Raw genomic sequence first — 13310 nt, 5'->3', positions numbered from 1 at the left:
GGGCGAGGTGATCAAGACGGTGCCGGAGTCGAAGATCGTGGAGACGCTGATCGAGGAGGCGCTGAGGATCGCCGAGCAGATGGAGAAGGACGGCATCGCCTCCGGCGAACCCCAGATCTCGGTCGCCGGCTGACCCGGTCGACCCGGCCGGTCCGGCCGTTCCTGCCCGGGACGCCCCGGGCAGGAAACGTTTCCCCACCGCGGGGCGGCAGCACACAAATTCGGCAGGTACAGTGCGGAAACCAGCAGACCCAAATGTGTGAGGCCCCCCGCGCGTGTTGACGCAGACCACTTCTCGGGTCCTCGAACCGAGTGACCTGGACGCCGCCCTCGCCGTCCTCGACCGCGAGCCGGTGGCGAACGCCTTCGTGACCTCCCGGGTGCAGGTCGCGGGCCTGGACCCGTGGCGGCTCGGCGGTGAGATGTGGGGCTGGTACGAGGGCGGCATGCTCACCTCCCTCTGCTACGCCGGCGCCAACCTGGTCCCCATATGCGCCACCCCCCGGGCCGTCCGCGCCTTCGCCGACCGTGCCCGCCGGGCCGGCCGGCGCTGCTCCTCGGTCGTCGGCCCCGCGGCGCCCACCGCCGACCTGTGGCGGCTGCTCGAACCCCAGTGGGGCCCCGCCAGGGAGGTCCGCGCCCACCAGCCCCTCATGGTCACCGACCGGCTGTCCGACACCGTCGCCCCGGACCCCCACGTCCGCCGCGTCCGCAAGGACGAGATGGAAAAGATCATGCCGGCCTGCGTGGCGATGTTCACCGAGGAAGTCGGGATCTCCCCCCTGGCGGGCGACGGCGGCCTGCTCTACCAGGCCAGGGTCGCCGAACTCGTCGGCGCCGGACGCGCCTTTGCCCGCTTCGACGACGAGGGCAAGGTCGTCTTCAAGGCCGAGATCGGCGCCGCCACCGACCGGACCTGCCAGATCCAGGGCGTCTGGGTGGCCCCCGAGCACCGCGGCAGGGGCATGGCCGCCCCCGGCATGGCGGCCGTGCTCCGCTACGCCCTCGCCGACATAGCCCCCGTGGCCAGCCTCTACGTCAACGACTTCAACACCCCCGCGCGCCGAACCTACCGGAAGGTGGGCTTCCAGGAGGTCGGCGCGTTCATGAGCGTCCTGTTCTGAACCGGACCGCCCGAGACCCCGCATCCTGCGCTTTGCACCCTGCGCCCCTCGAAATGCCGTCCGCCGTACAGTCCCGGCCCGTGCCGACGCCCTGTAGTCTCCCCGGCATGCTGCGCTTTCCCGGTCACGGGCGCCCCCGTCCCGACGACATCGTGATCGGCCCCCTCGACCTCACCGCCCACGTCGACGAGGCACTGGCGGTCCAGGCGGCGGCGTTCGGACTCGGCCCCGACGAGGTGGCCGTACGCCGGCAGATCGTGCTGCGCCACATGACCCTGCACGGAGCCAGAGCCCTGGGCGCCACCCGCGCCGGCCGTCTCGTCGGCTTCGTCTACGGCATGCCCAACGACCGCGCCCACTGGTGGTCCACCGTCGTCGAGCCCTACCTGCGCGCCCAGGGCCGGGACCACTGGCTCGACGACTCCTTCGTCATCACCGAACTGCACGTCCACCCGCGCCACCAGAAGCACGGCATCGGCCGCGCCCTGATCACCACGATCACCGACGGGGCCGACGAACCCCGCTCGATCCTCTCCGCCATCGACATCGAGAGCCCCGCCCGCGGCCTGTACCGCTCCCTGGGATACGAGGACCTGGCCCGCAGGGTCCACTTCCCCAGCGCCCCCAAGCCGTACGCCGTGATGGGAGCCCTTCTGCCGCTCCGGCGTCCCTAACCGATTTCCACCGGCCCGTCCCGCCCGGCTAACCTCCTGTCTCATCACCCAGACGTAGCAGGAGTACGAGAACCATGGCGAACGCACCGGTCCAGCGCATGTCCCAGTTGATGGCGAAGACGCTGCGCGACGACCCGGCTGACGCCGAGGTCCTCAGTCACAAGCTCCTCGTCCGGGCCGGCTACGTGCGCCGCACCGCCGCCGGCATCTGGAGCTGGCTGCCGCTCGGCAAGAAGGTCCTCGCCAACGTCGAACGCGTCGTCCGCGAGGAGATGGACGCGATCGGCGCCCAGGAGGTGCTGCTCCCCGCCGTCCTGCCGCGCGAGCCCTACGAGGCGACCGGCCGCTGGGAGGAGTACGGCCCCGAGCTGTTCCGCCTCCAGGACCGCAAGGGCGGCGACTACCTCCTCGGCCCCACCCACGAGGAGATCTTCACCCTCCTGGTGAAGGACCAGGCGTCCTCCTACAAGGACCTGCCGGTGATCCTCTACCAGATCCAGAACAAGTACCGCGACGAGGCACGCCCCCGCGCGGGCATCCTGCGCGGCCGCGAGTTCCTGATGAAGGACTCCTACTCCTTCGACCTCGACGACGAGGGGCTGTCCCGTTCGTACGCCCTGCACCGCCAGGCGTACCAGCGGATCTTCGAGCGCCTCGGCCTCGACTACCGCATCTGCGCCGCCACCGCCGGCGCGATGGGCGGCTCCAAGTCCGAGGAGTTCCTCGCCCCCGCCGAGGCGGGCGAGGACGTCTTCGCGGACTGCCCGAACTGCGACTTCTCCGCCAACACCGAGGCGATCTCCTACGAGGTCCAGCCCGTCGACGGCTCCGCCGTCCCGGCCGCCGAGGACATCCCGACGCCCGACACCCCCACCATCGAGACCCTCGCCGCCTCGCTCGGCGTCCCCGCCTCGGCCACGCTGAAGAACCTGCTGGTCAAGGTGGGCGGCGAGATCGTCGCCGTGGGCGTCCCCGGGGACCGCGAGGTCGACATGGGCAAGCTCGAGGCGCACTTCGCCCCGGCCCCCGTCGAACTCGTCACCGCCGAGGACTTCACCGGCCGCCCCGACCTGGTCCGCGGCTACGTCGGCCCGCAGGGCCTGGAGAAGGTCCGCTACATCGCCGACCCGCGGGTGGCACCGGGCACCGCCTGGATCACCGGCGCCAACAAGGCCGACACCCACGCCAAGAACGTGGTCGCCGGACGCGACTTCGAGGTCGACGCGTACGTGGACGTCGTGGTGGTCGCCGAGGGCGATCCCTGCCCGAAGTGCGGCACCGGCCTGAGGCTCGACCGCGCCATCGAGATCGGCCACATCTTCCAGCTGGGCCGCAAGTACGCCGACGCCCTCAAGCTCGACGTCCTCGGGCAGAACGGCAAGCCGGTCCGCGTCACCATGGGCTCCTACGGCATCGGCGTCTCCCGCGCGGTGGCGGCCCTCGCCGAGCAGACCGCCGACGACAAGGGCCTGTGCTGGCCCGCGGAGATCGCCCCGGCCGACGTCCACGTGGTCGCCGCCGGCAAGGCGCTGCAGACCGAACTCGCCCTCGAGGTCTCCCAGAAGCTCGCCGCCGCCGGGGTCCGCGTCCTGGTCGACGACCGCGCGGGTGTCTCCCCGGGCGTGAAGTTCACCGACTCCGAGCTGATCGGCGTCCCGCAGATCCTGGTCGCCGGCCGCCGCTCCGCCGAGGGCGTCGTCGAGCTGAAGGACCGCCGCACCGGCGAACGCGAGGAACTCACCGTCGACGAGGCCATCGCCCGCCTCACCGCCTGACCCGTCCGGCGGCCCCGCGCGGAACCACCACCGCGCGGGGCGGCGGGTCCGGGGCGCCGGATATGTGGTCAGAGCCAGGTGGCGAACTCCAGGAGGAGTTCGGCGTCCTGGCCGCGGCCCACCCGGCGGGCGCGGACGCCGGACTCCACCGCGCGGAACAGCGTCCAGCCGCGCAGACGCTCCTGGTCGACCTCCAGGGACTCCGCGAGCCGCTTCACCCGGCGGCGGGTCGTCGCCGCGCCGGAGCTCTGGGCGACGAGGTCCTCCACCCGGTCGCGGACCAGCCGGGCCAGGTCGAAGGCGCACTCCCCGACCAGCGGGTCCGGGCCCACCGCCAGCCACGGCATCCGCTCACCGGCGAGCACCTTGCTCTGCCGGAACGTGCCGTGCAGCAGCCGGTGCTCGGGCGGTCCGGCCAGCAGCTCCTCGCGCACCGCCAGCGCCGCCGACACCAGCGGTCCCACCTCCGGGTCGTCCGCGGCGGACGTCCGCATGGCCTCGGCCTGCCGGCCGGTCCGCTCCGCCACCGTCTCGAAGGGATGGGCGGCCTCGCCCGAGGGCGGCTCGACCCACAGCCGCCGCAGCGTCCCGGCCGCCTCCAGCAGCGCCTTCGCCTCCGGCAGCGACCGCACCGAGACGTCCGGATGCAGCCGCTCCAGCAGCAGCGCGCCGTCGGCGGGCGGGGAAGGCTCCAGCAACCGGACCGCGCCCAGACCGTTCCAGTGGGTCAGCGCGGCCCACTCGCTCTCCGGCCGGGCCCTCGCCGGAGCCAGCTTCAGCACCGCGGGGCCGCCGTCGGGCGTCCGCACCAGCAGCACCAGGCTGCTGCGCCCCCCGGGCACCTGCACCCGTTCCACGGTCAGCTCGCGCATCGCGACGGCCTCGCGTGCCGCCCCGGGCAGCACCTCCAGCCACCGGGCACCGTCGGGAGCCGTCTCACCGAGCGCCCTCACCAGGCGCTGCGGCGGTTCGAAGACCATGCGCGCGTAGTTCCCTTCGTGCTGTCGGCGATGCCTGCCGCCGCTTTCGGCCCGTGGCCCCGTCACGCCGCCGGCGTCGGAGTCCCCGAGGCCGGGTCGGCCCGCTCGGCGAGCCCAGGGAAGGCTACGCTCTCCCCGCTCCAGCGCACCGCCCGCACCGCGGCCTCCCGCAGCGCCTCGGCCGCCGCCCGGCGCCGTTCACCGCGACTCGCGCGCACCAGGTCCGAGTACACCCCGGCCACCCTGTTCTCCAGCTCCGCCGCGAGCCGTACCGCCGCGGCGGTGTCCGGCACCGGGAACGGCAGCGCGTAGCCCGCGGCGGCCGCGACCGGCTCGCCGCCCGTGTCCCTCACCTCGCGCATCAGCGCGTCCCGGCGTGCGCGGTGCGCGTCGTGGGCCGCGCGCGCGTCCGTGCGGCGCTCCTTGGCGATCCGCCCGCCGACGACCCCGTAGCCGTACACCGCCGCGTGCTCCGCGGCCAGGACCGCCTGGAGCGCCCGCAGTTCCCGGTCCTTCGCCTCGCTCACCCGTCACCCCTTCGTCGGCTTCGTCAGCAGATACACGTGCGCCGCCCCGGCCGCCGCCACCGAGGCCAGCAGCCGGGACAGTTCGGCCGGCGCGTCCAGCAGTTCCTCCAGACGCCGGTCGGCGAGCTCCCGCTCCGCGGCGGCGAGCCCGGCGAGGGCCGCCTTCTCCGCCGCGGGCCCGGAGGCCGTCGGCGAGGCGGACCCCTGAGTCCCGGAGGGGGACGGCGCCCCCGGCGCCCCCGGCGACGCCTGCGGCCCCGCGGCCTCCTGGGACGCCGTGGACGTCACCGTGGTCTCGAAGGCCTTCGCGTGCCGTACGACCGCCTCGCGCAGCGGACGCAGCCGTGGCGCGAGCCCGGCGTGCGCGGCGATCACGGCGTCGTACCGCTCGGCCAGCCGCCTGCTGTCGTCCGCCGCCCGCGCGCGGACCCGCTCGGCCGGAGAGGGGCGACCGCCCGCGGCGGTGTCGGACTTCTCGGGCCCGGCGGAACAGCCCGTCACGAGCAGGGCCGCCGGGACGACGGCGAACAGGCTCCTCCTGCGCGGCCCCGAGCGGGCGCGTGGAGCATGGGGGAACGGCACGGCAGAGGTCCTCGGGGCTCGTACGGACGTGGCGACGGGAAGACGGGAAGAGCGGAAGGAACGGAAGGAGGGCCACAGGCCCGTGATCACGGTACCCGGGCATCCCCCCGACGGTGGTCAGCGGCACCCTCCGGGAACGGGTGGACGGCATCACCCCCCGCGACCGGATACCCTTTGACCAGACACGCGCACCGTCCCACAACAGCACACGCGGCCGAGGAGTCACCCGGATGAGCAGCACCCAGAGCGAGAGGCTTCGAGAACTTCTGGAACCGCTCGTCAGCTCGCAGGGCCTCGATCTCGAGGAGATCGCCGTGGACGCGGTCGGCCGCAAGCGTGTGCTGCGCGTCGTCGTCGACTCCGACACCGGAGCGGACCTGGACCGGATCGCCGATGTGAGCCGCGTGCTCTCGGCGAAACTCGACGAGACCGACGCGATGGGCAGCGGGGAGTACACCCTCGAGGTCGGCACCCCGGGCGCGGAGCGTCTTCTCACCGAGCACCGCCACTACGTGCGTGCCACGGGCCGGCTGGTGGGCTTCCGGCTGACCGCGGGCGACGAACTGGTCGCCAGGATCCTGCGGGTCGACGACGAGGGCCTCGACCTCGAGGTGCCCGGAGTCAAGGGCCGCAAGGCCACCGCGCGCAGACTCGCCTTCGGGGACATCGGCAGGGCACGCGTCCAGGTCGAGTTCAACCGCAAGGACGACACGAACAGCGCGACCGGGACGACCGGCGCGAACGACAAGAACGACGAGACGGAAGAGGAGGCGTAACCGTGGACATCGACATGAGTGCCCTTCGGCTCTTGGTACGGGAGAAGGAGATCTCCCTCGACCTGCTGGTCGAGGCGATCGAATCGGCCCTCCTCATCGCCTACCACCGCACCGAGGGAAGCCGCCGCCACGCGCGCGTGGAGCTCGACCGGGCATCCGGGCATGTGACGGTGTGGGCGAAGGAGGACCCCGAGGACCTCGAAGAGGGCCAGGAGCCCCGCGCATTCGACGACACCCCGTCCGACTTCGGCCGCATCGCGGCCACCACGGCCAAGCAGGTCATCCTGCAGCGCCTGCGCGACGCCGAGGACGACGTGACGCTCGGCGAGTACGCCGGCCGCGAGGGCGACATCGTCACCGGCGTGGTCCAGCAGGGCCGCGACCCGAAGAACGTCCTGGTCGACATCGGCAAGCTGGAGGCCATCCTGCCGGTGCAGGAGCAGGTGCCGGGCGAGACCTACCCGCACGGTCTGCGGCTGCGCAGTTACGTCGTACGGGTGGCGAAGGGCGTGCGAGGCCCGTCGGTCACCCTGTCGCGTACGCACCCCGGCCTGGTGAAGAAGCTCTTCGCGCTGGAGGTGCCGGAGATCGCCGACGGTTCGGTGGAGATCTCCGCCATCGCCCGCGAGGCCGGCCACCGCACGAAGATCGCCGTCCGCTCCACCCGGTCCGGGCTGAACGCCAAGGGCGCCTGCATCGGCCCCATGGGCGGCCGTGTGCGCAACGTCATGGGCGAACTGAACGGCGAGAAGATCGACATCGTCGACTGGTCGGACGACCCGGCCGAGATGGTGGCGAACGCGCTGTCGCCGGCCCGTGTCTCCAAGGTCGAGGTCGTGGACCTGGCCGCCCGGTCCGCCCGGGTGACGGTGCCGGACTACCAGCTGTCGCTGGCGATCGGCAAGGAGGGGCAGAACGCCCGTCTGGCCGCCCGCCTGACCGGCTGGCGGATCGACATCCGGCCGGACACGGAACAGCCCGGGGAATAGATCCGAGCCGCCGTCCGCTGAGATCACGACAGTCTCGTCGGCGGCATCTGTTCGATTCTTGCCCCAAAGGGGTGAGGTCGGTCCGGGGAGGTAGACTGAGGAGTGTCTGGCCGGACACCTATCCGCGCATGCCCCGAGCGAACCTGCGTGGGCTGCCGGGAGCGAGCGGTCAAGAGAGAGCTGCTGCGGATCGTGGCGATCGAGGACGCGTGCGTCCCGGATCCACGCGGTACGCTGCCCGGTCGGGGTGCTTATGTGCACCCCGTCCCGGTCTGTCTTGACCAGGCGGTGCGCCGGAAGGCGTTTCCGAGGGCGCTCCGCGTCCCGGGACCGCTCGATGTAAAGGCGTTGCGCCACTACGTCGGGCAGGCACAGGGTTGTGAGAGCAATCCGTAAGAAGACATGCCGTGCGGAACCCCCCGTGCGGTCTGGTACCTCGCGAGTCGAAAGCAGGTCGAGATTGCGATGAGCACTCGATGAGTACGCGATGAGTACGCCCATGAACTAGCGACGGTCCGGACGCAACCCGGACCTCAAAGGAGCGAAGTGGCTAAGGTCCGGGTCTACGAACTCGCCAAGGAGTTCGGTGTGGAGAGCAAGGTCGTCATGGCCAAGCTCCAGGAACTCGGTGAATTCGTCCGTTCGGCGTCTTCGACGATCGAAGCGCCCGTAGTACGCAAGCTGACCGACGCCTTCCAGCAGGGCGGGGGCAACGGCAAGTCCGCCGCGAAGCCCGGCGCCCCCCGGAAGGCGGCCCCCAAGCCCGGCGCGCCCTCTCCGGCGCAGGCGGCACGTCCGGCTGCTCCGAAGCCGGCGCCCAAGCCCGCCGCGGCCCAGCAGCCCGCGGCGCCCGCGGCGCCCGCAGCGCCCGCAGTGCCCTCGGCAGGTGCACCCGGTCCGCGTCCGACGCCGGGCCCGCGGCCCGCGCCGCGTCCGGCACCGGCGGCTCCGGAGTTCCAGGCCCCGCCGGCCGCGCAGGCTTCCTCCCCGGCTCCGTCCGGGCCGAAGTCCGGCGCGCGTCCCGGCGCCCCCAAGCCCGGTGCCCGCCCCGGCGGCCAGGGTCAGGGCGGCCAGAGTGGCCAGGGCGGCCAGGGCGGACGTCCGGCGGCTCAGGGTCAGCGCCCCGGCGGCGGCGGTCAGCGTCCGGGTGGACGCCCGGCCGGTCCGCGTCCGGGTAACAACCCCTTCACCTCCGGCGGCTCCACCGGTATGGCCCGCCCGCAGGCGCCCCGCCCGCAGGGCGCGCGTCCCGGCGGTCCCGGTGCCCCCGGCGCCGGTCCCCGTCCCCAGGCCCCCGGTGGCCAGGGCGGCGGCGGTCCGCGTCCGCAGGCTCCGGGCGGGCAGCGTCCCACCCCGGGCTCGATGCCGCGTCCGCAGGGCGGTCCCCGTCCCGGCGGCGGTCCCGGCGGCCCGCGTCCGAACCCCGGCATGATGCCGCAGCGTCCGGCTGCCGGCCCCCGTCCCGGCGGCGGCCCCGGCGGCCGCGGTCCGGCCGGTGCCGGTCGTCCCGGCGGCGCTCGTCCCGGTGGCGGCGGCGGCTTCGCCGGTCGTCCCGGCGGCGGCGGTGGCGGCGCTCGTCCCGGTGGCGGCGGCGGCTTCGCCGGTCGTCCCGGTGGCGGTGGCGGCTTCGCCGGCGGCGGTGGCCGTCCCGGCTTCGGCGGCCGTCCCGGCGGTCCCGGTGGCCGCGGTGGCACGCAGGGAGCCTTCGGCCGTCCCGGCGGTCCGGCCCGTCGTGGCCGCAAGTCGAAGCGGCAGAGGCGCCAGGAGTACGAGGCCATGCAGGCCCCGTCGGTCGGCGGCGTGATGCTGCCTCGCGGCAACGGCGAGAGCATTCGCCTGTCGCGCGGTGCGTCGCTCACCGACTTCGCGGAGAAGATCAACGCCAACCCGGCGTCGCTCGTCGCGGTCATGATGAACCTCGGCGAGATGGTCACCGCGACCCAGTCCGTCTCCGACGAGACGCTCCAGCTCCTCGCCGACGAGATGAACTACACGGTTCAGATCGTCAGCCCGGAGGAGGAGGACCGCGAGCTGCTCGAGTCCTTCGACCTGGAGTTCGGCGAGGACGAGGGCTCCGAGGAGGACCTGGTCGTCCGTCCGCCGGTGGTCACCGTCATGGGTCACGTCGACCACGGCAAGACCCGCCTGCTCGACGCCATCCGCAAGACCAACGTCGCCTCGGGCGAGGCCGGCGGCATCACCCAGCACATCGGTGCCTACCAGGTCACGACCGAGGTCAACGAAGAGGATCGCCGGATCACCTTCATCGACACCCCGGGTCACGAGGCGTTCACCGCCATGCGTGCCCGTGGTGCGAAGTCGACCGACATCGCGATCCTGGTCGTCGCGGCCAACGACGGCGTCATGCCGCAGACGGTCGAGGCGCTCAACCACGCCAAGGCGGCCGACGTCCCGATCGTCGTCGCGGTCAACAAGATCGACGTCGAGGGCGCGGACCCGACCAAGGTGCGCGGTCAGCTGACCGAGTACGGCCTGGTGGCCGAGGAGTACGGCGGCGACACCATGTTCGTCGACATCTCCGCCAAGCAGGGTCTGCACATCGACAGCCTCCTGGAGGCCGTCGTCCTCACCGCCGACGCCTCGCTCGACCTCCGGGCCAACCCGGCCCAGGACGCGCAGGGCATCTCGATCGAGTCCCGGCTCGACCGCGGCCGCGGTGCCGTGGCGACCGTGCTCGTCCAGCGAGGCACCCTGCGGGTCGGCGACACGATGGTGGTGGGCGACGCCTACGGCCGCGTGCGCGCCATGCTCGACGACAACGGCAACAACGTCGCCGAGGCCGGCCCGTCGACGCCGGTCCAGGTCCTGGGCCTGACCAACGTCCCGGGTGCGGGCGACAACTTCATCGTCGTCGACGAGGACCGTACGGCCCGTCAGATCGCCGAGAAGCGCGCCGCCCGTGAGCGCAACGCCGCGTTCGCCAAGCGCACGCGTCGCGTGTCGCTGGAGGACCTGGACAAGGTGCTCAAGGCCGGTGAGATCCAGCAGCTGAACCTGATCATCAAGGGTGACGCGTCCGGATCGGTCGAGGCCCTCGAGTCCTCGCTGCTCCAGCTGGACGTCGGCGAAGAGGTCGACATCCGCGTCCTGCACCGCGGCGTCGGTGCGGTCACGGAGTCCGACATCGACCTGGCGATGGGCTCCGACGCCATCGTGATCGGCTTCAACGTGCGCGCCGCCGGGCGGGCACAGCAGATGGCCGAGCGCGAAGGCGTGGACGTCCGGTACTACTCGGTCATCTACCAGGCGATCGAGGAGATCGAGGCGGCCCTCAAGGGCATGCTCAAGCCGGAGTACGAAGAGGTCGAGCTCGGCACGGCGGAGATCCGCGAGGTCTTCCGCTCGTCCAAGCTGGGCAACATCGCGGGTGTTCTCATCCGCTCCGGCGAGGTCAAGCGCAACACCAAGGCGCGCCTCCTCCGCGACGGCAAGGTCATCGCGGAGAACCTCAACATCGACGGTCTGCGTCGCTTCAAGGACGACGTCACCGAGATCCGCGAAGGCTTCGAGGGCGGTATCAACCTCGGAAACTTCAACGACATCAAGGTCGACGACGTCATCGCGACGTACGAGATGCGCGAGAAGCCGCGGGTGTAACACCCCACGGTGCACACCGGCCGGCGGGCCCCTGGAAACAGGGTCCGCCGGCCGGCCCGTGCCTCCGGGGGCCCGGAGGCCCAGGGGCCGGAGGCCACGGAGCGCAATATCCGTCGATCGGACTCACCCCTTCGTTGTACGGTTCTGATGTTCCCGCCCACCACGGACGGCGGGGACGCCGATCCCGTACCGGCGGGTGAACCGGTTGTACATGTATGTGGGGACGTTGTCCTTCGACCTCCTCCTCGGCGACGTTCGCTCGCTGAAGGAGAAGCGCTCCGTCGTCCGCCCGATCGTCGCCGAGCTCCAGCGGAAGTACGCGGTGAGCGCGGCCGAGGTGGATCACATGGACCTCTACCGCAGGGCCGCCATCGGCCTGGCGGCGGTGTCCGGCGACGCGGCACACCTGACCGACGTACTGGACCGGTGCGAACGGCTGGTCGCCGGGCGCCCCGAGGTGGAGCTGCTGTCCGTCAGACGGCGCTTCCACGGCGAGGACGACTGACGGATCCGGGCTCCGGGAACCCGGAGTTCCGACCACTCAGACAGGAAAGAACGGGAGACGGACCAGTGGCCGACAACGCGCGGGCGAAAAGGCTGGCGGACCTCATCCGAGAGGTGGTGGCCCAGAAGCTGCAGCGCGGGATCAAGGACCCGCGGCTCGGCACCCACGTCACCATCACGGACACCCGGGTCACGGGTGACCTGCGGGAGGCAACCGTCTTCTACACGGTGTACGGGGACGAGGCGGAGCGCGCGGCCGCGGCGGCCGGCCTGGAGAGCGCCAAGGGCATCCTGCGCTCCGAGGTGGGCCGGGCGGCGGGCGTGAAGTTCACGCCGACCCTGGCGTTCGTCATGGACGCGCTCCCGGACACCGCGCGCAACATCGAGGACCTCCTCGACAAGGCGCGCCAGTCCGACGCCAAGGTGCGCGAGGCGTCCGCGGGCGCCACCTACGCGGGCGGGGCCGACCCGTACCGCAAGCCCGAGGACGAGACGGACGACACCGCCGAATGACCCAGAAGCACACCACGCCCGACGGCCTTGTCATCGTCGACAAGCCGTCGGGCTTCACCTCGCACGACGTGGTCGCCAAGATGCGCGGCATCGCCCGCACCCGGCGCGTCGGCCACGCCGGCACCCTCGACCCGATGGCCACGGGCGTCCTCGTCCTCGGCGTCGAGAAGGCCACCAAACTCCTCGGCCACCTCGCGCTGACCGAGAAGGAGTACCTGGGCACCGTCCGGCTCGGGCAGAACACCCTCACGGACGACGCCGAGGGCGAGATCACCTCGTCCACCGACGCCTCCGGGGTCACCCGCGAGGGCATCGACGCCGGAGTGGCCAAGCTGACCGGCGCCATCATGCAGGTGCCGTCCAAGGTCAGCGCCATCAAGATCGACGGCGTGCGCTCCTACAAACGGGCCCGGGAGGGCGAGGAGTTCGACATCCCCGCCAGGCCGGTCACCGTCTCCTCGTTCGCCGTGCACGACGTCCGGCCGGCCGTCGCCGAGGACGGCACCCCGGTGCTCGACCTGGTGGTCTCCGTCGTCTGCTCCTCCGGTACGTACATCCGTGCGCTCGCCCGTGACCTGGGCGCCGGTCTGGGCGTGGGCGGCCACCTCACGGTGCTGCGCCGTACCCGGGTCGGTCCGTACAAGCTGGACGCGGCCCGCACCCTCGAACAGCACCAGCGGGAGCTGACCGTGCTGCCGATCGCCGAGGCCGCGGCCCTGGCCTTCCCGCGCTGGGACGTCGACGCCCGACGCGCCCGGCTGCTCACCAACGGTGTGCGCCTGGAGATGCCCGAGGAGTACGCGGGAGCCGGTCCGGTGGCCGTCTTCGGCCCCGAGGGCCGCTTCCTCGCCCTCGTCGAGCAGCACAGGGGCAAGGCCAAGAGCCTGGCCGTCTTCGGCTGACGCCGGGACGGACGGCCGACGGCGCGGTCCCGCCGTGGAGCGGCGTCACGGGGATGGACATGCCACCGCTCCACGGTCCCCCTCGGTTCCCCCACCCAAGGGTCTGTCCATCCGGACACGTTGATTCACCCGTAAGTGCGGGCGCTCGGAGTGAACCGGGGGAGCGGAAGGGGGCGCGTTCGCCGAGTGAGCCGCCCCGCTGATCATTCCGGCCTTACTGTCGAGGTCCTCGAATTTTTTTCGAGGGTCTCGAGGCTCTCGAGGTGCTCGGGATTCCAGAGCTTCCCGAGGGCCTCGACGGCACGGCAGGGCGAGGGCACGGCACAAGGCACGGCGGGGAGGCTCG

13 protein-coding genes and 1 pseudogene are annotated in these 13310 nt (G+C 72.3%); 11 read left to right on the top strand and 3 right to left on the bottom strand.

Annotated elements, in window-relative coordinates; genetic code table 11:
* From ACWEQO_RS29815 to ACWEQO_RS29800, 4 genes and pseudogenes are all read left to right on the top strand, one after another.
* Window positions 1-133, top strand: a pseudogene (locus tag ACWEQO_RS29815) (flavodoxin-dependent (E)-4-hydroxy-3-methylbut-2-enyl-diphosphate synthase); the annotation flags it as partial.
* 142 nt (window positions 134-275) lie between these two features.
* Window positions 276-1124 (top strand): GNAT family N-acetyltransferase, encoded by an 849-nt coding sequence (locus ACWEQO_RS29810; protein WP_361459918.1) that lies wholly within the window; start codon window positions 276-278, stop codon window positions 1122-1124.
* Between the two features lie 107 nt (window positions 1125-1231).
* Window positions 1232-1798 carry an N-acetyltransferase family protein gene (locus ACWEQO_RS29805; protein WP_452985893.1) on the top strand — a complete coding sequence of 189 codons (567 nt, stop codon included), beginning with the start codon at window positions 1232-1234 and terminating at the stop codon, window positions 1796-1798.
* Between the two features lie 74 nt (window positions 1799-1872).
* The gene (locus tag ACWEQO_RS29800; protein WP_452985892.1) at window positions 1873-3573 is read left to right on the top strand and encodes a proline--tRNA ligase; all 1701 of its coding nucleotides are present in this window, start codon (window positions 1873-1875) and stop codon (window positions 3571-3573) included.
* Between the two features lie 68 nt (window positions 3574-3641).
* Here ACWEQO_RS29800 and ACWEQO_RS29795 read toward each other — a convergent pair whose 3' ends face one another.
* The 3 genes from ACWEQO_RS29795 to ACWEQO_RS29785 form a co-directional block, all read right to left on the bottom strand.
* Window positions 3642-4553: an aminoglycoside phosphotransferase family protein gene (locus tag ACWEQO_RS29795; protein ID WP_452985891.1), complete on the bottom strand. Its 912-nt coding sequence runs from the start codon at window positions 4551-4553 to the stop codon at window positions 3642-3644.
* 62 nt (window positions 4554-4615) lie between these two features.
* The gene (locus ACWEQO_RS29790; RefSeq protein ID WP_361459922.1) at window positions 4616-5080 is read right to left on the bottom strand and encodes a ferritin-like domain-containing protein; all 465 of its coding nucleotides are present in this window, start codon (window positions 5078-5080) and stop codon (window positions 4616-4618) included.
* 3 nt (window positions 5081-5083) lie between these two features.
* Window positions 5084-5662, bottom strand: a complete 579-nt coding sequence (locus ACWEQO_RS29785) for a hypothetical protein (RefSeq protein ID WP_452985890.1) — start codon at window positions 5660-5662, stop codon at window positions 5084-5086.
* 230 nt (window positions 5663-5892) lie between these two features.
* Here ACWEQO_RS29785 and rimP point away from each other — a divergent pair, with 230 nt between their 5' ends.
* The 7 genes from rimP to truB all read left to right on the top strand — a co-directional run bounded on the left by rimP (window position 5893) and on the right by truB (window position 12964).
* Window positions 5893-6438 (top strand): ribosome maturation factor RimP, encoded by a 546-nt coding sequence (gene rimP, locus ACWEQO_RS29780; RefSeq protein ID WP_361459924.1) that lies wholly within the window; start codon window positions 5893-5895, stop codon window positions 6436-6438.
* Between the two features lie 2 nt (window positions 6439-6440).
* A complete protein-coding gene (gene nusA / locus ACWEQO_RS29775; RefSeq protein WP_361459925.1) occupies window positions 6441-7427 on the top strand; it encodes a transcription termination factor NusA in 987 nt (328 codons plus the stop codon).
* Between the two features lie 102 nt (window positions 7428-7529).
* Complete coding sequence (locus ACWEQO_RS29770) at window positions 7530-7823, top strand: YlxR family protein (protein ID WP_452985889.1); 294 nt, start codon at window positions 7530-7532, stop codon at window positions 7821-7823.
* 150 nt (window positions 7824-7973) lie between these two features.
* Window positions 7974-11045: a translation initiation factor IF-2 gene (infB, locus tag ACWEQO_RS29765; protein WP_452985888.1), complete on the top strand. Its 3072-nt coding sequence runs from the start codon at window positions 7974-7976 to the stop codon at window positions 11043-11045.
* A 211-nt stretch (window positions 11046-11256) separates the two neighbouring features.
* Window positions 11257-11550 (top strand): DUF503 domain-containing protein, encoded by a 294-nt coding sequence (locus tag ACWEQO_RS29760; protein WP_452985895.1) that lies wholly within the window; start codon window positions 11257-11259, stop codon window positions 11548-11550.
* Window positions 11551-11615: 65 nt separating this feature from the next.
* Window positions 11616-12062, top strand: coding sequence for a 30S ribosome-binding factor RbfA (rbfA, locus tag ACWEQO_RS29755; protein WP_361459928.1), 447 nt, complete (start codon window positions 11616-11618; stop codon window positions 12060-12062).
* Entirely contained in the window at window positions 12059-12964 is a 906-nt protein-coding gene (gene truB, locus ACWEQO_RS29750; RefSeq protein WP_361459929.1) for a tRNA pseudouridine(55) synthase TruB, read from the top strand. Before rbfA ends, truB begins: the two co-directional genes overlap by 4 nt.
* The last annotated feature ends 346 nt before the right edge of the window (window positions 12965-13310 follow it).

Source organism: Streptomyces sp. NPDC004051, assembly GCF_053604275.1.
Note: the sequence above shows the minus strand (reverse complement) of the source record. Positions and strands in the feature narration are given on the sequence as shown.

Bases quoted from the DNA above. Each gene is read 5' to 3' on its own strand.
- truB (WP_361459929.1), top strand. From the start codon at position 12,059: ATGACCCAGAAGCACACCACGCCCGACGGCCTTGTCATCGTCGACAAG.
- ACWEQO_RS29800 (WP_452985892.1), top strand. From the start codon at position 1,873: ATGGCGAACGCACCGGTCCAGCGCATGTCCCAGTTGATGGCGAAGACG.
- ACWEQO_RS29805 (WP_452985893.1), top strand. From the start codon at position 1,232: ATGCTGCGCTTTCCCGGTCACGGGCGCCCCCGTCCCGACGACATCGTG.
- ACWEQO_RS29760 (WP_452985895.1), top strand. From the start codon at position 11,257: ATGTATGTGGGGACGTTGTCCTTCGACCTCCTCCTCGGCGACGTTCGC.
- rimP (WP_361459924.1), top strand. From the start codon at position 5,893: ATGAGCAGCACCCAGAGCGAGAGGCTTCGAGAACTTCTGGAACCGCTC.
- ACWEQO_RS29795 (WP_452985891.1), bottom strand. From the start codon at position 4,553: ATGGTCTTCGAACCGCCGCAGCGCCTGGTGAGGGCGCTCGGTGAGACG.